Annotated in this window: 25 protein-coding genes; 19 read left to right on the forward strand and 6 right to left on the reverse strand. The window is 71.0% G+C overall.

Translation table 11 applies throughout. The annotated features are described in order from the left end of the window. Positions 1 to 22: 22 nt before the first annotated feature. Positions 23 to 1,456, reverse strand: coding sequence for a potassium transporter TrkG (locus EDF51_RS11545; protein ID WP_123938603.1), 1,434 nt, complete (start codon positions 1,454 to 1,456; stop codon positions 23 to 25). A gap of 74 nt (positions 1,457 to 1,530) precedes the next feature. On the opposite strand from EDF51_RS11545, the gene EDF51_RS11550 reads away from it, so the two are divergent. The 5 genes from EDF51_RS11550 to EDF51_RS11570 all read left to right on the forward strand — a co-directional run bounded on the left by EDF51_RS11550 (position 1,531) and on the right by EDF51_RS11570 (position 3,197). Continuing rightward, the gene (locus EDF51_RS11550; protein WP_123292085.1) at positions 1,531 to 2,046 is read left to right on the forward strand and encodes a metalloregulator ArsR/SmtB family transcription factor; all 516 of its coding nucleotides are present in this window, start codon (positions 1,531 to 1,533) and stop codon (positions 2,044 to 2,046) included. A 100-nt stretch (positions 2,047 to 2,146) separates the two neighbouring features. Beyond that, entirely contained in the window at positions 2,147 to 2,341 is a 195-nt protein-coding gene (locus EDF51_RS11555) for a helix-turn-helix domain-containing protein (protein WP_022902482.1), read from the forward strand. Positions 2,342 to 2,469: 128 nt separating this feature from the next. After that, complete coding sequence (locus EDF51_RS11560; RefSeq protein WP_003792170.1) at positions 2,470 to 2,568, forward strand: AURKAIP1/COX24 domain-containing protein; 99 nt, start codon at positions 2,470 to 2,472, stop codon at positions 2,566 to 2,568. An 84-nt stretch (positions 2,569 to 2,652) separates the two neighbouring features. Then, complete coding sequence (locus EDF51_RS11565; RefSeq protein WP_123338836.1) at positions 2,653 to 2,907, forward strand: glutaredoxin family protein; 255 nt, start codon at positions 2,653 to 2,655, stop codon at positions 2,905 to 2,907. Continuing rightward, positions 2,904 to 3,197: a Dabb family protein gene (locus EDF51_RS11570; protein ID WP_123292087.1), complete on the forward strand. Its 294-nt coding sequence runs from the start codon at positions 2,904 to 2,906 to the stop codon at positions 3,195 to 3,197. The genes EDF51_RS11565 and EDF51_RS11570 overlap by 4 nt, the downstream gene beginning before the upstream one ends. A gap of 160 nt (positions 3,198 to 3,357) precedes the next feature. Here EDF51_RS11570 and aspS read toward each other — a convergent pair whose 3' ends face one another. Beyond that, complete coding sequence (gene aspS / locus EDF51_RS11575; RefSeq protein ID WP_132100042.1) at positions 3,358 to 4,698, reverse strand: aspartate--tRNA(Asn) ligase; 1,341 nt, start codon at positions 4,696 to 4,698, stop codon at positions 3,358 to 3,360. A gap of 141 nt (positions 4,699 to 4,839) precedes the next feature. Here aspS and EDF51_RS11580 point away from each other — a divergent pair, with 141 nt between their 5' ends. Continuing rightward, on the forward strand, positions 4,840 to 5,226 hold the full coding sequence (locus EDF51_RS11580) for a hypothetical protein (protein ID WP_132100043.1): 387 nt from the start codon (positions 4,840 to 4,842) through the stop codon (positions 5,224 to 5,226). Continuing rightward, on the forward strand, positions 5,216 to 5,419 hold the full coding sequence (locus EDF51_RS11585; protein WP_132100044.1) for a hypothetical protein: 204 nt from the start codon (positions 5,216 to 5,218) through the stop codon (positions 5,417 to 5,419). Before EDF51_RS11580 ends, EDF51_RS11585 begins: the two co-directional genes overlap by 11 nt. Here the strand turns inward: EDF51_RS11585 and EDF51_RS11590 are convergent. After that, entirely contained in the window at positions 5,396 to 5,770 is a 375-nt protein-coding gene (locus EDF51_RS11590; protein ID WP_111084475.1) for a MerR family transcriptional regulator, read from the reverse strand. The genes EDF51_RS11585 and EDF51_RS11590 overlap by 24 nt on opposite strands. Positions 5,771 to 5,839: 69 nt before the next feature. Between EDF51_RS11590 and EDF51_RS11595 the strand changes: the two genes are divergently transcribed. The 6 genes from EDF51_RS11595 to ccsB all read left to right on the forward strand — a co-directional run bounded on the left by EDF51_RS11595 (position 5,840) and on the right by ccsB (position 12,143). Further along, positions 5,840 to 7,330 carry a SulP family inorganic anion transporter gene (locus tag EDF51_RS11595; protein WP_132100045.1) on the forward strand — a complete coding sequence of 497 codons (1,491 nt, stop codon included), beginning with the start codon at positions 5,840 to 5,842 and terminating at the stop codon, positions 7,328 to 7,330. Between the two features lie 68 nt (positions 7,331 to 7,398). Further along, positions 7,399 to 8,055, forward strand: coding sequence for a histidine phosphatase family protein (locus tag EDF51_RS11600; protein WP_123292091.1), 657 nt, complete (start codon positions 7,399 to 7,401; stop codon positions 8,053 to 8,055). Beyond that, positions 8,052 to 8,672: a TlpA disulfide reductase family protein gene (locus EDF51_RS11605; protein ID WP_123339052.1), complete on the forward strand. Its 621-nt coding sequence runs from the start codon at positions 8,052 to 8,054 to the stop codon at positions 8,670 to 8,672. The genes EDF51_RS11600 and EDF51_RS11605 overlap by 4 nt, the downstream gene beginning before the upstream one ends. A gap of 45 nt (positions 8,673 to 8,717) precedes the next feature. Next, positions 8,718 to 9,416: a cytochrome c biogenesis protein CcdA gene (locus EDF51_RS11610; RefSeq protein ID WP_123292336.1), complete on the forward strand. Its 699-nt coding sequence runs from the start codon at positions 8,718 to 8,720 to the stop codon at positions 9,414 to 9,416. Further along, positions 9,400 to 11,109 carry a cytochrome c biogenesis protein ResB gene (locus EDF51_RS11615; RefSeq protein ID WP_235036025.1) on the forward strand — a complete coding sequence of 570 codons (1,710 nt, stop codon included), beginning with the start codon at positions 9,400 to 9,402 and terminating at the stop codon, positions 11,107 to 11,109. The genes EDF51_RS11610 and EDF51_RS11615 overlap by 17 nt, the downstream gene beginning before the upstream one ends. Positions 11,110 to 11,114: 5 nt before the next feature. Continuing rightward, the gene (gene ccsB, locus EDF51_RS11620) at positions 11,115 to 12,143 is read left to right on the forward strand and encodes a c-type cytochrome biogenesis protein CcsB (protein WP_131879561.1); all 1,029 of its coding nucleotides are present in this window, start codon (positions 11,115 to 11,117) and stop codon (positions 12,141 to 12,143) included. A 119-nt stretch (positions 12,144 to 12,262) separates the two neighbouring features. Here the strand turns inward: ccsB and EDF51_RS11625 are convergent, their stop codons facing one another. Next, the gene (locus tag EDF51_RS11625) at positions 12,263 to 13,252 is read right to left on the reverse strand and encodes an o-succinylbenzoate synthase (RefSeq protein WP_131879306.1); all 990 of its coding nucleotides are present in this window, start codon (positions 13,250 to 13,252) and stop codon (positions 12,263 to 12,265) included. Between the two features lie 133 nt (positions 13,253 to 13,385). Between EDF51_RS11625 and EDF51_RS11630 the strand changes: the two genes are divergently transcribed. From EDF51_RS11630 to EDF51_RS11645, 4 genes are read left to right on the forward strand one after another with little or no spacing between them, the layout of a single operon-like run. Beyond that, entirely contained in the window at positions 13,386 to 13,796 is a 411-nt protein-coding gene (locus EDF51_RS11630) for a hypothetical protein (RefSeq protein ID WP_123292094.1), read from the forward strand. 21 nt (positions 13,797 to 13,817) lie between these two features. After that, a complete protein-coding gene (locus tag EDF51_RS11635; protein WP_111084280.1) occupies positions 13,818 to 14,747 on the forward strand; it encodes a 1,4-dihydroxy-2-naphthoyl-CoA synthase in 930 nt (309 codons plus the stop codon). Positions 14,748 to 14,763: 16 nt separating this feature from the next. Beyond that, positions 14,764 to 15,894 carry an AMP-binding protein gene (locus EDF51_RS11640; protein WP_123938610.1) on the forward strand — a complete coding sequence of 377 codons (1,131 nt, stop codon included), beginning with the start codon at positions 14,764 to 14,766 and terminating at the stop codon, positions 15,892 to 15,894. 50 nt (positions 15,895 to 15,944) lie between these two features. Further along, complete coding sequence (locus tag EDF51_RS11645; protein WP_131879304.1) at positions 15,945 to 16,946, forward strand: 1,4-dihydroxy-2-naphthoate polyprenyltransferase; 1,002 nt, start codon at positions 15,945 to 15,947, stop codon at positions 16,944 to 16,946. Between the two features lie 12 nt (positions 16,947 to 16,958). On the opposite strand, the gene EDF51_RS11650 is transcribed toward EDF51_RS11645, so the two are convergent. Next, positions 16,959 to 17,294, reverse strand: coding sequence for a DUF4229 domain-containing protein (locus EDF51_RS11650; protein ID WP_123292098.1), 336 nt, complete (start codon positions 17,292 to 17,294; stop codon positions 16,959 to 16,961). 64 nt (positions 17,295 to 17,358) lie between these two features. On the opposite strand from EDF51_RS11650, the gene EDF51_RS11655 reads away from it, so the two are divergent. Continuing rightward, a complete protein-coding gene (locus EDF51_RS11655; RefSeq protein WP_131921755.1) occupies positions 17,359 to 17,715 on the forward strand; it encodes a PLD nuclease N-terminal domain-containing protein in 357 nt (118 codons plus the stop codon). Between the two features lie 49 nt (positions 17,716 to 17,764). Beyond that, positions 17,765 to 19,453 (forward strand): 2-succinyl-5-enolpyruvyl-6-hydroxy-3-cyclohexene-1-carboxylic-acid synthase, encoded by a 1,689-nt coding sequence (menD, locus tag EDF51_RS11660; RefSeq protein ID WP_347812766.1) that lies wholly within the window; start codon positions 17,765 to 17,767, stop codon positions 19,451 to 19,453. A gap of 8 nt (positions 19,454 to 19,461) precedes the next feature. On the opposite strand, the gene EDF51_RS11665 is transcribed toward menD, so the two are convergent. Further along, a complete protein-coding gene (locus tag EDF51_RS11665) occupies positions 19,462 to 20,721 on the reverse strand; it encodes an isochorismate synthase (RefSeq protein WP_131879301.1) in 1,260 nt (419 codons plus the stop codon). Positions 20,722 to 20,762 lie beyond the last annotated feature (41 nt).

Consider the following 20,762-nt stretch of genomic DNA (forward strand, 5'->3'; position numbering starts at 1 on the left):
CGGGTGCGGGGGACGGGTTCGGTCAGCCAACGATCGGCCTCTCCTCGGGACGGCGGAACAGTTGCCGGCTCTGACTCGCGGCCAGGGCTGCGGCGATGGTCACTGTACCGACCCGGCCGAGGAACATGGTGGCGGCCAGGACGTACTTGCCGGACTCGGGCAGGTTCGCGGAGACACCCGAGGACAGCCCACTGGTGGAGAACGCCGAGATCACCTCGAACAGGACACGGTCGAGCGAATCGTCCGTGATCTGCAGGAGCACCACGGTCGCGACGGCCACGATCGTCGCCCCCCAGAGCACGATGGCGACCGCGACCCGCAGCACGTCGCTCGGGATGCGGCGGCCGAACGCCTCCATGCTCTGCCGCCCCCGGGCCTCGGCGACCGCGGCGAGGAACAGCACGGCGAGCGTCGTGACCTTGATGCCGCCGGCGGTCGAGGCCGACCCGCCGCCGATGAACATGAGCATGTCGGTGACGAGCAGGCTCGAGCCGTTCAGCTGGTCGAAGTCGACGAGCGAGAAGCCACCGGACCGCGTCATCGTCGACAGGAAGAGGGCCTGGAACGCGGTCCGGCCGGCCCCTTCCTCGCCGAAGGTCGTCGGGTTCGACGCCTCGAGCGCGGTGTAGACGATCGCACCGCCGATGAGCAGGACGGCGCTCGTGGCCAGCGTGAGCTTGACGTGGATGGGCCAGCGGCGCGGCGTGCGGAGCTGCTTCGTCAGGGTGCGGATGACCGGGAAGCCGATCGACCCCGCGACGACACCGATCATCAGGAGCGTCAGGAACCAGTAGTCGTGGGCGAACGGGTCGAGGCCGTCCGCGTTCGGTGAGAAGCCGGTGTTCGTGAACGCCATGGCGGCGTAGTAGAAGGAGTCACCGACCGCGGTCCAGAACGGGATGCCGGCGATCAGCACGGACGGCAGCAGCAGCAAGCCGAGGACGATCTCGATCGACAGGGTGCTCACCGCGACCGTGGCGAGCAGGGTGCCGACCTCGCCGAGGCGGACGGCCTGCCCCTCGGGGACCGCCCCGTGGTGGGTGCGGAGCGGGTTCGAGTCGCCGGCGGCCATCAGCTTCGCGCGGAGCCCGAGCTTGCGGGTCACGAAGAGCCCGAGGATCGACGCGAAGGTCAGGACGCCCACCGCACCGATCTGCGTCCCGATCACCACGAGGACCTTGCCGAACACCGACCAGTGCGTGGCCATGTCGACGGTCGCGAGGCCCGTGACGCAGACCACCGACGCCGCCGTGAACAGCGCGTCGGAGAAGTGCGTGCCGGTCCCGTCGGCTGCCGCCCACGGGGTCATGAACAGCGATGTGAACACGAAGATGAGGGCGACGAACACCAGGATCGCCAGACGTGACGGCGACGAGCGCAGGACCGTCGCGATCCGTCCGCCGCGTCGTCGGGTGACGGTCACGTGCCGCGGGAGCGGCTCGGTACGGTCGAGCATCGTATGCCTCCGAGGACATGGGCCGGGACGGTTCGTCATGGTACATCCGTGGTGCCCCGGCTAGCCTTGCCCGCATGGCCGACATCTTCTCCGTCGTGGCGGACCCCACGAGGCGCGAGCTGCTCGGGACCCTCCTCGCCGCGTACGGATCGGACGTCACCGGCGGGGAACTCAGCGTCGGGCAACTGGTCGAACGACTGGGCGTCAGCCAGCCGACGGTGTCGAAGCACCTCCGGGTCCTGCGCGACATCGGACTCGTCACCAGCCGTGAAGAAGGGCAGCACCGCTTCTACCGGCTCGACCCGGAACCGCTCGTGTCGCTGGAGGACTGGGTCTTGCCGTTCACCGGCGCGGTCGACGCCGACGGCATGCCCGCGACCACGGCCTGGACCCCCGACGGTCAGCCCGTGTCCGTCCGCCGGAACGGTGCTGCCGGCAAGACCACCGTCGAGGTCGGGACCGAGCTCGGGCGTGTCATGGCCGAGGCGTCCTACCGGGCCACCGCGGCGATCTCCGGTGCGCAGCAGGGCTGGGAGCGTGTCGTCGACCGCAGCCGCAAGCGCTTCACTCGCCGCGGCGACGAAGACTGAGCCTGGACACTGGGTCGCACGCGCCTCTACAGTTGCCAGTGACCACACAGGTCACACCAAACCCGTGCGCGGATCGCGTGCGAGCCACCGAAGGCGGATCATGACCGGCAGTTTCGACGACGTGCGCTTCCTCACCGTCGCTGAGGTCGCCGAGATGATGCGTGTCTCGAAGATGACCGTGTACCGCATGGTCCACGCCGGTGAGCTCCCCGCCATCCGTTTCGGCCGGTCCTTCCGTGTCCCCGAGTCAGCCGTCGCCGACGTGCTGCGCGGCGGCATCGCAGACGTCGGCTGAGCGCACACCCGTCCGTTCCGGGCGCGTTCGACATCGCGTCAGCCCTCCGGTAGACTCGGCCGGGTTGATTTTCCGCGGTCTCGACGGCCCGGTGTCCGATACATCAGCACAGTCCGAGCGAGGTCCACATGGGTTCTGTCATCAAGAAGCGTCGCAAGCGCATGGCGAAGAAGAAGCACCGCAAGCTGCTTCGCAAGACGCGCCACCAGCGTCGCAACAAGAAGTAGGCCCCGAGCCTGCAGCGTCAAGCCCCGGTTCGCCGGGGCTTTCGCATTCCCCAGGGGACGCGGACCGCGGGCTACGCTGGAGCCATGCCCGCAGTGACGTTCCTGACGAAGCCCGGATGCCACCTCTGCGACGACGCACGGCCCGTGGTCGAACGCGTCGTCGCCGAACACCCCGGCGTGACCCTGCAGGAACGCTCGATCCTCGACGACGACGCCCTTCGCCAGGAGTACGCGGAGGACATCCCCGTCGTGCTGGTCGACGGGCGCGTCCACAGCAACTGGCACGTCGACGCCGACCGGCTCGCACGTGCCCTCGAGAAGGCCGGTTCCCCCGCATGATCTCCCACGTCGTCGCCTGGACCCTGCGCGAAGACCTCGACCGCGCCGCGACCATCGCCCGGATCCGCGAACTCCTGACCGGCCTGACCGGCACCATCGGGTCGATCCGTTCGCTCGAGGTCGTCGAGAACGTCGCTTACCCGGAGAAGAACAGCGACGTCGCCGTCGTCGCGTCGTTCGACGACCTCGCCGGACTCGACGAGTACCAGGTGCACCCGGACCACCAGGCTGCCGCAGCCGAGATCCGTGGACTGGTCACGGGGCGGGCTGCCATCGACTGGCAGAGCTGAGCCGGGCCTCCCGTCCCGCCCCCGGCGCTGCGTGCGCTGCGGCGCTTCGTGAGCAGAAATGGTCGCCTCCCGCATCGGGAGGCGACCATTCCTGTTCACCATGTGCGCTCGCGCGGGGCGCCGCGCGACGTGCGCTCGCGCGGGGCGCCGCGCGACGTGACTACGGCGTCAGGCGCGTCGGTCCACGGAAGAGGTACGTGACCTCACGGATGGACGGCTCACCCAACATGAGCATGAGCACGCGCGCAAGGCCCATGCCGAACCCACCGTGCGGCGGCACGCCGTAGCGGAAGAAGTCGAGGTACCAGCCGAGCTCCTCGGGGTCGAGGCCCTTCTCGACGGCCTGCGCCTCGAGCACGTCGACGCGGTGCTCGCGCTGTGCGCCCGTGGAGATCTCCGCGCCGTTGAAGATGAGGTCGTAGCTGTTCGTGAGCGAGGGGTCGCCCGGCTTGCGCATGTGGTAGTACGGCCGGATCGAGGCGTCGTACTCGGTGACGAACACGAACTCCGAACCGTGGTGCTCCTTCGCCCAGGCGGCGACGCGGCGCTCACCCTCGGGGTCCAGGTCGCCGTCGGCGCGGACGACGTCGTGGCCGCTGTCGGCCACGATCTTCCGGGCCTCGGCCAGGGTCACGCGGGGGAACGGCGTCGCGGGGACCTGCAGCTCGAAGCCGAAGACCTCCTCGATGTCCTTGCCGTGCTTCTCCTTGACCGCGGTGATGCCGGCGACCAGGACTTCTTCGTGCATCGCCATGACGTCTTCGTGGGACTCGATCCACGAGAACTCGGCGTCGACGCTCGTGAACTCGGTCGCGTGGCGGCTCGTGAAGGAGGGGTCCGCGCGGAACGCGTCGGCGATCTCGAACACGGCGCCGAAGCCGGCCGGCTGGGCCATCTGCTTGAAGTTCTGCGGCGACTGCGCCAGGTAGGCGGTCGTCTCGAAGTACTCGAGCTGGAAGAGCTCGGCGCGCGACTCGGACGCCGACGCCATCAGCTTCGGGGTGTGGATCTCGATGTAGTCGCGGTCCACCCAGTAGGTGCGGAACGCGTGCTCCAGGGTCGTCTGGATGCGGAAGATGAGGTTCTGCTTGCGGTTGCGCAGATCGAGGAAGCGCCAGTCGAGCCGCTTGTCGAGCGACGAGTCGTCGGCGATCGGGGTCTCCGGGATCGCGGCGCTCACCACCTCGAGCGTGCCGACCTTGACCTCGAGCCCGCCGAGCTTGACGCGCTCGTCGTGCTTCAGGGTGCCGGTGGCGTGGATGAAGGTGCCGTGGGCGAGGGCCGAGATCTCGGTGGTGGTGGCGAGCGCGGCCTGGGCGGCGTCGTCACCGTCCTCGGCCTCGCGCGTGGCGGGGTTCACGAGCTGGACGGCGCCGGATTCGTCGCGGAGGACGACGAACTGCACCTTCTTCTGGTCTCGGACGGTCTCGACCCATCCGGCCACGGAGACGGGGCCGTCGGGGAGGGCAGCGAGGTCGGCGATGCGGGTGCGTTCGATCACGGTGGTCGAGTCTAACCGTCTGCGTCCGGCGGCGTCGGTCCGCAGGGTGTTCCCCTCCACAGGGCGGCTCGCTTCCGGCGTCGTCCACAGGTCTGACCGGGAGGCCCGTGGGGCGTCGCGTGGGTCCGTAGCGTTCTCGACGTGGCCGGGTCGCGAGACGAGAGGGGGGACCGGGTGGGGACGGGGACGGGGGAGCTCGCGACCTGGCCGCCTGCGGCGATCGCGACGATCGTCGCGTCGTTGTTGGCGCTCGGAGGCACCACGACGGCAACGGTCTGGTCGTTCATGCGGTGGCGGCGAGAGCACCGTGCGATCGAGCGAGCGTACGTCTGGCAACAGGTTGTCTGGGCAGCGGAGATGGTGTCGTCCGACGACGTCGGCAAGGCCGAGATCGGACGGATGGTCGCGGGCGCGATGTACGACATGCAGATTCATGGACGGGTCGACGATCCAGGTGTGAGTGTCCTGGTACGAACACTCGGAGAAGAGGAACGCGATGCAACGCATGTTCATGCACATGACCGGTGAGGAACGCCGGCGTGCGCAGGTCCGGCTCAACCAGGTCATCCTCGACGCGTACCCGAAGCGGAAGGCGCGGAAGATGATCGCCATGTTCGAGCGGGTGGAGGCACGTCTGGAGTACTCCCCGGAAGAAGCAGCCGAGGCTGAGCGGCGATGGCTCGCGCGGTACGAGCGCTCAGGGAAGCGAAGCGCGGAGTGACCCCAGGGTGCCGATGAACTCCTCGGCCATGCCGGCGCGCTCGACGAGCTTGGCGTGCCGGGCCCGGGCATCGTCGAGGTACTCGTCGAGGCGTGCAGCCAGCGCGGGCTCGTCGTCGGGGTCCTTCGCCGCCAGCGCATCGACGACCCGCAGCAGGTCCGCCATCTCGTCGAGCGTGAACCCGAGTGGCTTCATGCGGCGGATCACGAGCAGCCGGTCCAGGTCCTGCGCGGTGTAGACCCGGAACCCGCCCGTGGTGCGGCCGCTCGGCACGAGCAGCCCGACCTCGTCGTAGTGGCGGATCGTCCGCAGGGACATGCCGGCACGGTCCGCCAGCTCGCCGATGTGCATCGTGTCCGGGGTGTCGGTGGTGCTCACGGTGCACAACTCTACCCTCACGTGAGGGTAGAGTTCCGATCGATGTCCGTGATCACACACGCGCCGGCGGCCCCGAGCGTCCTCACCGCCCTCCGCTCACCCCGCATGCTCACCCGCGAGGTCCTCGCCGGTGTCGTCACCGCGCTCGCGCTCATCCCCGAGGCGATCTCGTTCTCCGTCGTCGCCGGGGTCGACCCCGCGGTGGGCCTGTTCTCGAGCGTCATCATCGCGGTCGTCATCTCGATCGTCGGCGGCCGTCCGGCGATGGTGTCCGCCGCGGCCGGTTCGGTGGCCCTGGTCATCGCGCCGCTCGTCCGCGAACACGGCATCGAGTACCTCGTGCCCGCGATCGTCCTCGGCGGCGTGTTCCAGCTCGTGCTCGGGTTCCTCGGGGTCGCGCGCCTGATGCGCTTCATCCCGCGCAGCGTCAACGTGGCGTTCGTCAACGCGTTGGCCATCCTCATCTTCACCGCGCAGCTGCCCAACCTGCTCGGCCCCGACGTCCCGTTCGTCGTCTGGCCGCTCACCGCCCTCGGCATCGCGATCATCGTCGGCTTCCCGTTCCTGACCAAGGCGGTGCCCGCGCCGCTCATCGCGGTCGTCGTGATCACCGGCATCACGATGCTCTTCAGCGTCGTCGTCCCCACGGTCGGCGACGAGGGCGAACTGCCCACCGCACTACCCGGGTTCAACGGCATCGTCACCCCGTTCTCCTTCGAGACGCTGCAGATCATCGCGCCGTACGCGTTCGGCGTCGCGATCGTCGGCCTCATCGAGACCCTGTTGACCGCGCAGCTCGTCGACTCCATCACCGAGACCGGCTCGAGCAAGTGGCGGGAGTCCTGGGGGCAGGGCGTCGCCAACATCGCGTCGGCGTTCTTCGGCGGGACGGGTGGTTGCGCGATGATCGGCCAGACGGTCATCAACGTGAAGACCGCGGGCGCACGGACCCGGATCTCGACCTTCGTCGCCGGTGCTTCCGTACTCGTCCTGACGATCGTGCTGCACGACCTCGTGGCCGAGATCCCGATGGCCGCGCTGACCGCCGTGATGCTCATGGTGTGCGTGGCGACCTTCGACTGGCACAGCATCCGTCCGCGCACCCTGCGGCGGATGCCCCTCGGGGAGACCGCCGTCATGCTCATCACCGTCGTGGTGGTCGTCGTGACCGAGAACCTCGCGACCGGCGTGCTCGTCGGGGTCGTCGTCGCAGCACTGGTCTTCGCTCGCCGGGCGGCCCACGTCGTCACCGTCGTCCGCGAGCCGGTCGACGAGCACACCGTGCGGTACCGGGTGCGCGGCGCCCTGTTCTTCGCGTCGTCGAACGACGTCGTCACGCGGTTCTCCTACGCCGAGGACCCGGAGCACGTGGTCATCGACCTGTCCGACGCGCACGTCTTCGACGCCTCGACGGTCGCGGCACTGGACGGCGTCGAGCAGCGGTTCGCCAAGCACGGGTCCACGGTCGAGGTCGTGGGCCTCAACACCGGGTCGGTGGCCATCCACGGGCGGTTGTCGGGCGAGCTCGGCTGAGCGCTTCCGCATCCGGTGAATCGGCTGTGGGGCCGGTGAGCACCGGTGGGCGACCTACACTGGAACCCATGCCCGCCACCCGACTCCACCTCGTCCGGCACGGTGAGGTGCACAACCCCGACCGCGTCCTGTACGGGCGGCTCCCGGGCTTCGGACTGAGCGACCTCGGCAAGCAGATGGCCCTCGCCTCGGCGACCGCGTGGAAGGACGCCGGTGTCGACGTGCGCCGGATCGTCGCCTCGCCGCTGCAGCGCACGCAGGAGTCCGCGGCGCCGTGGTCGGCTGCGTACGGGCTCGACGTCACGCTGGACGAGCGCCTGATCGAGCCGACGAACCGGTACGAGGGGCAGCCCCCGGGCTTCACGAAGCGTTCGCTCGGCCGTCCGGCGGAGTGGCCCTGGATCGCGAACCCGTTCCGGCCGAGCTGGGGCGAGGCGTACGAGTCGATCGCGAACCGCATGCTCGCCGCGATGACCACGGCGTGGGAGAGCGTGGACGGCGGCGACGTCGTCCTGGTCAGCCACCAGCTGCCGATCTGGACGGTCCACCGGAAGCTCGCGGGGGAGTCGCTCTGGCACGACCCACGCAAGCGCCGCTGCGACCTGTCGAGCATCACGACCGTCGAACGGGTGCCCGCCACGTCGACCGGTCGGTTCACCGAGGTCGGGTACACGGATCCCGCGCAGGAGCTGCGCGCGACCGCCATCGACGAAGGAGCAGTGTGAGCGTCATCAGCAAGCGGTTCGCGGTCCTCGCAGCGACGGCGGTCGCCGCGGCGCTCGTCCTGTCCGGGTGCTCGTCGGACAACGGTGGCCTCGCCAAGCAGTACGGCAACGGCACCACCCAGAACTACATCTCCGGCGACGGCGCGGTGACCGAGGTCACCGCCGACAAGCGGTCCGACGCGGTCGACTTCGAGGCGAAGGACTCCGACGGCGACACCGTCTCGTCGAAGGACCTCAAGGGCAAGGTCGTCGTCCTGAACTTCTGGTACGCGAGCTGCCCGCCGTGCCGCGCCGAGGCGAAGTACCTCAACGAGGTGCACGAGTCCTACGCCGGTGCCGACGACGTCGCGTTCATCGGCGTCAACGTCCGCGACGAGGCAGCGACCGCAGCCGCCTTCGAGCGCACCTTCGGCGTCGACTACCCGACGGTCCTCGACCAGAAGACCGGCACGATGCAGCTCGCCCTGTCCGGTCAGATCGCCCCGAACGCCGTGCCGGCCACGATCGTCCTCGACACCAAGGGCCGCGTGGCTGCCCGGGTGCTCGGCGCCGTCGACGGCACGAGCATCCTGAAGACCCTGATCAGCGACGAAGTCGACGCCGGCAAGGCCTCCTGACCCGTGGCCTCCAACCCCTTCGCCGAGGCGATCCTCAGCGGCCAGATGGCCGTCGCGCTGCCCGTGGCGGCGCTCGCGGGGCTCGTCTCGTTCCTGTCGCCCTGTGTGCTCCCGCTCGTGCCCGGCTACCTCGGGTACGTCGGTGGGATCGCCGAGGGCGGGCAGCGCCGAGGGCGGGTCGTGCTCGGCGTGCTCCTGTTCATCCTCGGCTTCACGGCGGTCTTCGTCGCGTACACGACGGTGTTCGGCGCGCTCGGGTTCTGGCTCGTGCGGTGGCGCGACCTCATCACGCAGATCCTGGGCGTCGTCGTCATCGCGATGGGGCTGGTGTTCGTCGGCCGGTTCACGTTCATGCAGCGCACCATCAAGCCGAGCTGGACACCCGCGACCGGACTCGTCGGCGCCCCGCTGCTCGGCATCGTGTTCGGCCTCGGCTGGACCCCGTGCCTCGGCCCGACCCTCGCCGCCATCAACCTGCTCAGTGTGCAGTCGGGCAGTGCCTGGCAGGGCATGTGGCTCGGCGTCGCGTACTGCCTGGGCCTCGGCATCCCGTTCGTCCTCGTCGCCCTCGGGGCCGGCTGGGCGACCGGTGCGATCCGCGCCGTGAAGCGGCACATGCGCACCGTCAACATCATCGGAGGAGCGATCCTGATCGTCATCGGTCTGCTCATGGTCACCGGAATCTGGTCGGCCGTCATGTCGAGCGTCGGGGCGGTGATCCAGAGCTTTGTCCCCGCGGTCTGATCCCGAAACCGAAGCGACGGGCGCCGACACCGCGTCGGACCCGCAGCGACCGTCCGACCACGTCGACGGCTCCGGACCCGGCGACGCCGGCATCAACCAGCCGAAGCTCGGCTTCGTCGGCACCCTCCGGTTCTTCTGGCGACAGCTCACGAGCATGCGCACCGCGCTGTTCCTGCTCATGCTGCTCGCCCTCGCGGCGATCCCGGGCTCGCTCGTGCCGCAGCGCACCGCCGACCCGAACGGTGTCGTCCAGTACAAGGCCGACCACGCCACGCTCTACCCGATCCTCGACAAGCTGCAGGTCTTCGACACCTACACCTCGGTGTGGTTCTCGGCGATCTACCTGCTGCTGTTCGTCTCCCTGATCGGCTGCATCGTGCCGCGCACGAAGCACCACTGGCAGGCGCTCCGCACCCGTCCGCCCCGGACCCCCGTCCGCCTGACACGACTGGCGGGCTTCCGCACCGTGGCGGTGCAGCCCGACGCGATGATCGACGGCACCACCGGGATCGACGTGACCACGGGCCTCCCGTCCAGCGAGCACGCGGTGACGCGCGCGATGGCGATCCTGAAGCGCTCCGGGTACCGCGTCGAGCGCTTCGGTGACTCGGTGAGCGCGGAGCGCGGCTACCTGCGCGAGACCGGCAACCTGGTGTTCCACGCGGCGCTCGTCGGTGTCCTGCTGGCCGTCGGTGTCGGCGGCGGGTTCGGGTTCACCGGCCAGCGGCTGCTGGTCGAGGGGCAGACGTTCTCGAACGTCCTCGGCTCCTACGACTCGTTCAACCCGGGTCGCTGGTTCCAGCAGACCGACCTCAAGGGCTACAACCTGACGCTCGACAAGTTCGTCACGAAGTACGAGGAGCGCAACCTCGACGCCCTCGGCCAGGCGCTCGACTACTCGGCGACCGTGACGAGCAAGGAGAAGGGCGGCGAGTCGACGACCAGCCGCCTGGGCGTGAACGACCCGCTGCACGTGGGCGGCACCAACGTCTACCTGCTCGGCAACGGCTACGCGATGAACGTCACGGTGCGCGACGGCGAGGGCAACGTGGCGTTCCAGGACGTCGTGCCGTTCCTGCCCGAGGACGCCAACTACACGTCCACCGGCGTCATCAAGGTGCCGGACGCGCTGCCGGACCAGCTCGGCATGGTCGGGTTCTTCTACCCGACGGCGTCGAAGCTCGCCTCGGGTGCGTACACGAGCGCCTACCCGGACACGCAGAACCCGCTGCTGACGCTGCAGGTCTACACCGGCGACCTCGGCCTCGACAGCGGCGTGCCGCAGAGCGTCTACACGCTCGACACCAAGGGCCTCACGCAGATCGCCGGCCGTCAGTCCGACACGGCGAGCATCGCGCTCGAGCCCGGGCAGACCAAGAAGCTGCCGAACGGTGCCGGGTCGATCACCTTCGACGGCGTCAAGCGCTACGTGTCGCTCGACGTGCACCACGACCCGTCGCAGGCGTGGGTCGCCGCCTTCGCGCTGCTCTCGACGCTCGGGCTGCTCACGTCGCTCTTCGTCCCGCGCCGACGCGTGTGGGTGAAGGTCGTCCCCCGCAAGGGCGCAGAGCACGGCGAGTACGACTTGGAGTACGCGGGCCTCGCCCGCGGTGAGGACCCCAACCTCGAACGGGCCGTCGCGGACATCGCACAGCGCCACACGTCGGACCTCGGAGTTAGGATGCCCCAGTGAACGACATGACCACGAACCTCGCGACCTACTCGGTCGTGCTGACGTACTCCGCGATGGCGGTCTACGTCATCGCGTTCATCTCGTTCGCGCTGGACATGGCGAAACGCTCCGGCGAGGTGACGGCAGCGGCGAAGGACGCTGGTGCGGACTCGGACGACGCTGCGGCGACCGCCTCGGTGGGCGCGGCCCGCTCGACGAAGACCGTCGCCACCGTCCGGGGCGGCACCGTCGTGCTCGAACCGGTCGCGGCACCCCCGGCGAACGCCGGCGGCTCGGCCGCGCGCGGCACGAAGTTCGAGCGCGTCGGCATGGCCATGACGATCCTCGCGCTGGTGCTGCACGTCGCATCGGTGGTCCTGCGCGGCATCGCGGCCGACCGTGTGCCGTGGGGCAACATGTTCGAGTTCTCGCTCACCGGCACGGCGCTCATCACGCTCATCTTCCTGCTCGTGCAGTTCTGGCAGAACCTGAAGTTCCTCGGCGTCTTCATCACCGGGCTGACGATCATCCTGCTCGGCATCGCGACGGTGAACTACTGGGTCCCCGTCGTGCCGCTGCAGCCGGCGCTGCAGTCGTACTGGCTCGTCATCCACGTCTTCGTGGCGATCGCGGGCACCGGGTTCTTCGCGCTCGGTGCGGGGCTCGCGGTGGCGCAGCTCGTGCAGACGTACCGCCAGGGCCGGACCGCCTCGGGCAAGCTCCGCTTCATGGCGACCCTGCCGGACGCCGACCGCCTCGAGGTCCTGACCTACCGCGTCCTGCTCGTCGGCTTCGTCCTCTGGACCTTCACCCTGATCGCCGGTGCGGTCTGGGCGGAGCGTGCCTGGGGCCGGTACTGGGGTTGGGACACCAAGGAGGTCTGGACCTTCATCATCTGGGTCGTCTACGCCGGGTACATCCACGCCCGTGCGACCCGCGGCTGGCGCGGTGCGCGGTCGTCGTGGCTGGCGCTCATCGGCTTCGCCGCCGTGATGTTCAACTTCTCGGTCGTGAACGTCTTCTTCAAGGGCCTGCACAGCTACTCGGGCCTGTGAGCGACGCGCGTCACTGACGCGGCTCTGGTCGCGACCAGGACCGGACGGGAGGCACGGTGCCAGCTGGCACCGTGCCTCCCGTCCGTCGTCCGGTCGCGTGCAGGGCCAGGGAGACGGATCTACGCGGCGGCAAGTACGGCGTGCACTCGCGCCACCCGCGCGAGCCACCATGCCGTCCGCTCCGGCGACGCGGCGTTCCGGTCGAGCAGGTCCGCCGACACCGCGACCCGTCGCACCGGCACGCGGCCCCCGACCGGCAGCAGCGGGTCCGCGGTGACGTCGGACGCGAACATCGCGGCGGTCCCGAGCCCGGCGGCGTACCCCGGGGACATCGCAGCCGCGGCGAGGAACGCGCCCATGCCGAGCCCCACCGAGGTGTCGAGCGCGCTGGAGACCACGCACGGCAACCCGGCCTCGGCGATGACCGTACGCGCCGCGGTGACGCCCCCGAGCGGTTGTGCCTTGACGACCAGGACGTCGGCCGCTCCGGCTCGTGCGACGGCGAGGGGGTCAGCGGCCTTGCGAACGCTCTCGTCCGCGGCGATCCGCACCCCGAGGCCGTCGATCCGTGCCCGCAGCGCGGCGAGCTCCGGCACGGTCCGACAGGGCTGCTCGGCGTACTGCAGGTCGAAGGGAGCGAGGCGTTCGAGCGCCTCGGTGGCCTGGTCGACGCTCCACAGTCCGTTGGCGTCCACCCGGACGGCGGCCCCGGGGCCCATCACCCGTCGGACCTCGGCGACCCGGGCGACGTCGTCGTCGACGGTGGTACCGGGTTCGGCGACCTTGACCTTGGCGGTGGTGCACCCGGGGTAGCGCGCGAGCAGTGCGGCGACCTGGTCCGGGGCGATCGCCGGCACCGTGGCGTTCACCGGCACCGAGTCGGCGGCGGCCTCGTGCTCGGTCCAGCCGAAGTCGATCGCGCCCCGGAGCCACGCGGCGGCCTCGGTGTCGTCGTACTCGACGAAGGGTGAGAACTCGGTCCAGCCCGAGGGGCCGCGGAGGACGAGCGCCTCGCGCGTGGTGATGCCGCGGAACCGCACCCGCATGGGCAGGGCGACCACGTGCGCGTCGGCGGTGAGTTCGGCGAGGTCGGGGAGCACGTCGGCCATCCTCCCACCGCACCCAGGGCACCTGCCGGTTCCTCGGAGGGGACCGCCAGGGCAGGGCATTAGCATGCATCGGTCGGCCTCGGTCGGCACTGGTCACGACCCGGATCGAACCGTCCGGAACGAGGGAGGCGCGGTGGCGCGGGAACCGCAGCAGCGTGCGCAGCGCCCCGGTCGCGACACCGACGAGTTCGCGCGGCTCATGCAGCAGAACACCGTCGACGTCCGCCAGACGGCGGGTCGGAAGCGCCGCAGCCCGATCGTCGGCAAGATCGCCCTCGGCCTCGCGGTGGTGTCCGCTGCGGTGGACGCCAGCGCCTTCGCGGTCTTCATGGGCGGTGACACCGAGTTCGCGTTCGGGATCTGCTTCGTCGTGGTGTTCCTGACCCTCATCGCGGCGGTGCTCGGCTTCGTCGCGGCCGTCGGTGGCCTCGGCCGGTGGTACGGGGCGATCGGTGTCGTGGTGGCCTTCTTCGCCAACCCGGTGATCCTCATCGTGATCCTGGTGTTCGTCGCGCCCGAGGTCCTGACCGGCATGGGCGCCTGACGGCGGCGGTACGTTGGGGGCATGGCTGCTCCCGTCTCCGACCTGTTCGACCCCGACGTCTGGACCGCGGCTCCGATCGCGGAGCAGTTCACGGACATCACGTACCACAAGCACGTCTCGAAGGGGATCGTCCGGGTCGCGTTCGACCGGCCCGAGGTGCGGAACGCCTTCCGTCCGCGCACCGTCGACGAGCTCTACCGGGCGCTCGACGACGCCCGCCAGGACCCCCGCGTCGGCGTCGTCCTGCTGACCGGCAACGGTCCGAGCCCGAAGGACGGCGGCTGGGCGTTCTGCTCCGGCGGCGACCAGCGCATCCGGGGGCGCAGCGGCTACCAGTACGTCGGCGACGAGGGTGCGCCGCCCGAAGGAGTCGACCCCGCCGCCGCGCAGGCGTCGATGGGACGACTGCACATCCTCGAGGTGCAGCGCCTGATCCGCATGATGCCCAAGGTCGTCATCGCCGTGGTCCCCGGCTGGGCAGCCGGCGGCGGGCACTCGCTGCACGCGATCTGCGACCTGACCATCGCGAGCGCCGAGCACGGCAGGTTCAAGCAGACCGACGCCGACGTCGGGTCGTTCGACGGCGGGTACGGCAGCGCCTACTACGCCAAGCAGATCGGCCAGAAGTTCGCGCGCGAGGTCTTCTTCCTCGCGCAGGAGTACTCGGCGCAACGTGCGTACGAGATGGGTGCGGTGAACGCGGTCGTCCCGCACGAGGACCTCGAGCGCGAGGCGATCCGCTGGGGCGAGATCGTCCTCGGCAAGTCCCCGACGGCGATCCGGATGCTCAAGTACGCGTTCAACGCCGTCGACGACGGCATGGTCGGGCAGCAGGTCTTCGCGGGCGAGGCGACGCGGCTCGCCTACGGCACCGACGAGGCCGTCGAGGGCCGCGACTCGTTCCTCGAGAAGCGCGCCCCCGAGTGGACGTCGTTCCCGTGGCACTACTGAGCCCGGCGGTGCCGGCATGAGCCGTCCGCTGGTCGCGCTGGGCACGTCGGATCCGCTGGCGGTGCTCCGCGGCCTGGAGGCAGCGCTCGCCGGCGGCCCCGCGCTGCTCCCCGTCGCCGAGGGAGCACCGGCGCTGCCGACCCTGCCACCGGCCGAGGTCCGGCAGCGGGTCGCCCTGGTGGTCGAGACGAGCGGGTCCACCGGCACCGGCAAGCGCGTGGCCCTCTCGTCCGAGGCGCTCCTCGCCGGTGCCGCAGCGGCGGACGCAGCGCTCGGCGGACCGGGCAGCTGGGTGCTGGCGCTGCCCACGCACTACATCGCGGGCCTCAACGTCCTGACCCGCTCGATCGCCGCGGGGACGACGCCGGTCGTCGTGGCACCGGGGCACTTCGACGCCACGGCGTTCGCGGACGCCGCGGACCAGCTCGTCACCGGCCCTGCGGCGCCCCGTCGCTACACGTCGCTCGTCCCCGTGCAGCTCGCCCGCGTGCTCGACGACGACCGCGCGACGGCTGCGTTGGGCAGGTTCGACGCGGTCCTCGTCGGCGGGCAGGCGACCCCGGCGGCGCTCCGCGAGCGAGCGGTCGCCGCAGGCGTGCGCATCGTGACGACCTACGGCGCCAGCGAGACGAGCGGCGGCTGCGTGTACGACGGCGTGCCGTTCGGGACCGTCCGCACCGCGGTGGTGGACGACGAGCTCCAGTTGGCGGGTCCGATGCTCGCCGAGGGGTACCTCGGCGACGAGGACCGCACGGCCGCGACGTTCGGCGAGCGCGACGGCCTGCGCTGGTACCGCACGGGGGACGCCGCCACGGTGTCGGACGGGGTGGTCCGGGTGCTCGGACGCCTCGACGACGTGGTGATCTCCGGCGGCGAGAAGGTCCGGCTCGGCGCGGTGGAGCGGCTCGTGCGCGACCTGCCCGACCAGCACGGCGCAGTCGTCACCCGACGGGCCTCGGGGGAGTGGGGCGAGGTGCCGGTCGTGGTCACCGAGCGACCGCTCGACCTCGACACCGTCCGGTCCCACGTGGGCGACGCCCTCGGCCGAGCCGCACGTCCGGCCGCGGTGGTGGTGGTCGACCGGCTGCCGATGCTCGCGTCCGGCAAACCCGACCGGCGGGCGATCCAGGACCTGGCGTCCTCGTAGGCCCGCGCGTCGGCACCGCGGTGCAGTGCGACGCGGCGCGGATAGGATCGGTGGTCGTGGCACGAACGAAGAACACGACGCACAAGCAGGGCCGCTCGGGCAACCCGGCGAAGGCTGCGACCCCGGTCCGCTCGAAGCGCCGGGCGACCGCGCGGGACTGGATCGGCGGGGCACGACTCCGCACGCTGACGCTCGGCGTCGTCCCCGTGGTGCTCGGCACCACCGTGGGCTTCGTCGACAGCGGCACCACGGGCGACTTCGGCGCGTTCCTGGCGCAGGACGGGCACCTCGCCATCGCGCTGCTCGCCCTCGCGGTGGCACTGTTCCTGCAGATCGGCGTGAACTACAGCAACGACTACTCCGACGGGGTCCGCGGCACCGACGAGTACCGCGTCGGCCCCGCTCGACTGACGGGGGCCGGCCTCGCGAAGCCCGGCACGGTGCTGACCGTCGCGCTGACGTTCTTCGGGCTGGCTGCCGTCGCCGGGATCGTCATCGTGGTGCTCACCCAGCTGTGGTGGCTGCTGCTCGTCGGCGCCGCGGCCATCGTCGCCGCGTGGTTCTACACCGGCGGCAAGAAGCCCTACGGGTACAACGCGCTCGGCGAGGTCTTCGTCTTCGTGTTCTTCGGACTCGTCGCCGTGCTCGGCACCCAGTACGTGCTCATCGGCCAGGCCACCACGAGCGGGTGGGCCGCCGCGGTCGCCGCCGGGTTCTTCGCCTGCGCGGTCCTGATGGTGAACAACATCCGCGACATCGACGAGGACCGTCTCGCCGGCAAGCGCACCCTGGCCGTCGTCGTCGGACGACCGGTGGCACGGGTGCTGTACGGCCTGTTCCTGCTGCTGCCGTACGTCGTGCTGCTCTGGTTCGTCCTGCTCTACTTCCGCACGGGCTTCACGTACTTCTCGCTGCTGCTGGCCCTGCCGGCGCTCGCGATCGGGGTGTCGTCCCGCAAGCCCCGTGAACTCATCACGGCACTGCAGCTGTCGTCGTTCGCCTCGCTGGTCTTCGGCGTCGTGCTCGGCATCACGCTCGCCGTCCAGCCGTAGGACTCCGCCGGACTACTCCGCGTCGGTGTCCCGGCGCGCGGCGTGCCGGTCGGCGTCCGACACCGGGCGCACGGTCGGCGTGTCCGCGGCGTCGGTGTCCGCCGCGTCGACGAAGTCGTCCTCGAAGTCGGTGTCCGCATCGCGCTCCGGGCCACCGCGGCGGTTCGCCAGGCTCAGGGCGACCTTGGTGCGGAGTCCGGCGAGCGCGATGTAGGACACCAGCAGCCCGACGAGGGCGGCGATGATCGTCGCCCAGTACCAGGGCATCGGGGTCAGGAGCCGGAGGAGCACGAGCGCCGCCGCGAAGATGCCGAGCCGGGCCAGGGTGTACAGGAGCCACGCTTTCACCCTGCGAGTCTACGGACGGCCGACCGGCAGGGTCGTCACAGGCTCGCGACCTAGACTCCTGGGCATGGTCCGCTTGTGGTTGATCGTCGTCGTCGCCGCTGTCGCCTTCACGGTGTACGCGGCCATCGACTGCGCGACGATGCCCCGCGAACGTGTCCGATCCCTCAGGCGGGGTGTCTGGATCCTCCTCGTGATCGTCCTCCCCGTCCTCGGTGGGGTGCTCTGGTTCCTGCTCGGCCGCTCGCCGGCGTCCCCGGGCACGACAGCCCGGTACCGTGGACCCGAAGACGACCCGGACTTCCTCGGCACCACGCCCGTTCCGGGGGACACCCTCACGGACAAGGACCAGGACGACGCGACCCTCCGAGACCTCGAAGACCAGTTCCACGACCGAGACGACGACGGCCGCACCGATCGCTGACGGTCCCGCCGGATCGGGCAGTCCGGCGACGGACGCTGCCCTGACGCTGCTGCAGGAACTCGTCCGCGCCGGCGTCACCGATGTCGTCGTCAGTCCGGGCTCGCGATCCCAGGCCCTGGCGCTCGCGGCCGTCGCCCTCGAGCGAGCCGGCGGCCTGACCGTCCACGTCCGGCTCGACGAGCGCACCGCCGGGTTCTTCGCCCTCGGGCTCGCGGTGGAGTCCGGTCGACCGGCCGCCGTCGTGACGACCTCGGGCACCGCCGTCGCCAACCTGCACCCTGCCGTCCTCGAAGCGCACCACTCCGGTGTGCCGATGATCGTGCTGAGCGCCGACCGGCCGGACGAGCTCCGCGGCATCGGCAGCAACCAGACCACCGTCCAGCCGGGGATGTTCGGCGACGCGGTCGCCTTCGTCCGCGACGTCGAGGCGCCCTCTGCGCACGGAGCCGACGCCTCGGTGCGTGCAGCGCTCCGCGACCTCGCCCGCCAGGCAGTCGCCGCGGCCGCCGGACACACCGGACAACCGGGGCCAGCGCAGCTCAACGTCGCGTTCCGTGAACCCCTGTCCGCCGGCCTCGACGCCGAGCGCGTGCAGGGCGTCTCCGACGACGAGGTCGACACCGCGTTCGCCACCCGTCGTGCGCACGGCGGACTCCCGGTGGCCGAGCTGTCGCCGGACGATGAGCCGGGCACGGTCGTCATCGCCGGGCACGACGCCGGCGAGGACGCCGAGCGCATCGCGTGGGAGCTCGGGGCGCCCCTGCTCGCCGAGGTCTCCAGCGGCGCACGGTTCGGCCGGAACCTCGTCGTCACCTACCGCGAACTCCTGCGCGACCAGGACTTCGGCGGAGCGGTCCGTCGTGCCGTCGTGCTCGGCCACCCCACCCTCAGTCGCGAGGTCCCGGCGCTCCTGCAGCGGCAGGGGGTCGAGACGTTCGTGGTCCGCGGACACGCGGCCGACCCCTTCGACCCAGCCCGCGCCTCCCGGCCCTCCGACACCACCTTCGTGTCCGACGTCCGCGTGACGGGCCGGACCCGGCCGGAGCACCGTGCGTGGGTCGGCCGCTGGGTCGGCGCGAGCCGTCAGCTGTTGGGCGATGGTGACGCCGGACCCGACCTCGGCGCCAAGCGGTCCCCGGACCGTGCCGAGCGCAACAAGTTCCTGCGCGACGAGGTCGCCCTCCGCCGCCGACCCGTCGACCGCGCGATGCTCGCCGACGCCGTGTGGGGCGTGACGTGGCCGCACGACCGGCTCGTGTTCGGCGCCTCGCAGATCATCCGCGTCGCCGACGGGCGCGTGCTCGGCAAGAAGATCCGGGTGCACGCGAACCGTGGGCTCGCCGGCATCGACGGCACCGTGTCGACGGCGCTCGGGATCGCCGCGGCCCTCGAACAGTCGTCGGCGTCGGTCGGCACCACGCGCGTGCTGCTCGGCGACCTGACCCTGCTGCACGACCTCGGGGCGTTCGTCACCGGGACAGAGGAGCGCACGCACCGGGTCCAGGTCGTCGTCGGCAACGACCACGGCGGCGCGATCTTCCGCGGGCTCGAGGTGGCACGCACCACTCCACCAGAGGACATGCGCCGGATGATGTCGACCCCGCAGCACGTCGACGTCGAACGGGTCGTGACCGGCCTCGGTTGGGAGTACCGCCGCGCGGAGACGTGGGGCGACCTCGAGCGGGTGCTCACCGACCCGGCCGAGCGGGTCGTGATCGAGGTCCCGCTGGCCGACTGACGCGGCGCTCAGGCCAGCGCGTCGGTGACCGGTCGGAACTTCAGGGCGGTCTCGGCGACCTCGCGCGCCGGTTCCGACCCCGCGACGACGCCCGCACCCGCCCAGGCCCGGACGGTGCCGTCGTCGTCGATCCGGGCGCTGCGGAGCGCCAGCATCCACTCACCGTCGCCGGTGGCGCTCATCCAGCCCACCGGGCCGGCGTAGCGACCGCGGTCGACGCCCTCGAGCTCGGCGACGAGCCGGACGGCCACGTCGGTGGGGGTGCCCGCGACGGCGGCCGTCGGGTGCAGGGCGTCGGCGACGTCGAGCGAGGTGGTGTCCGGCGGCAGGGTCGCCTGCACGTCGGTCGCCAGGTGCCACAGGTTCGGCAGCTGCAGCCGGAACGGCTCGGGGTCGGCGCGCAACTCGGTCACGAGCGGGCGGAGCGAAGCGAGCAGGCTGTCGATCGCGAACGCGTGCTCCTCGACGTCCTTCGCGCTGGCGGCAAGGGCTTCGGCAGCGGCACGGTCCGACACCTCGTCTTCGCCGCGTGCGGCGCTGCCGGCCAGCACCCGCGCCGTCAACCGGGTGCCGTCGGTGCGGGCGAGCGTCTCGGGGGTCGCACCGACCAGGCCGTCGACCGCGAAGGTGACGCACTGCGGGTAGGCGGCGGCGAGGTCGAGCAGCAGGGCGCGGTGGTCGGCGTCCGCTGGCATCTCGCCGACGAGGTCGCGGGCGAGGACGACCTTCTGCGCGCTCCCGGCGGCGATGCGTCGCACGGCCTCGGCGACGTTCGCGGCGTAGGCGGCCTCGTCGATCCGGCCGGGGTGCAGCGCGACGGAGACGTGTGGTCCGACGTGGGGGACCGGCACCGAGGTCCGCGTGAACGTGAGCGGCTCGGCGCCGACGGTCGTGTCGATCGCCGTGAGCCAGGCCTTGCCGCGCCGACGGCCGATGACCACGCGCGGGACGATCAGGACGCTCTCGTCGGCGGAGTCGTCGGCGAAGGCGAAGGAGCCGAACGCGACCAGGCCGGAGCCGCGCAGCTGCACCGGGTCGTCGACGACGGCCGACTCCACGACGGTGCGCCAGACCGCGGCGGCGTCGCGCATCCGGTCGGGGCCGGTGAACGTGAACCGCAGCGCCTCCCCGATGCCGACGATGCCGTCACCGTTCCGGACGAAGGCCAGGGGACGGTCGCGCAGGGTGTGGCGGAGGACGGTGCCCGGGTCGTCGAGGATCCGGGTGGAGACCGTCAGCGGGGGCGCCGCCGTGGTGGTTCGGGTCACGGCTCCGATGCTACGCGCGGTCGGTGGACCACCTGGCCGCG

Origin of the sequence: Curtobacterium sp. PhB25 (genome assembly GCF_004365375.1) — a bacterium.
Lineage (GTDB): Bacteria > Actinomycetota > Actinomycetes > Actinomycetales > Microbacteriaceae > Curtobacterium.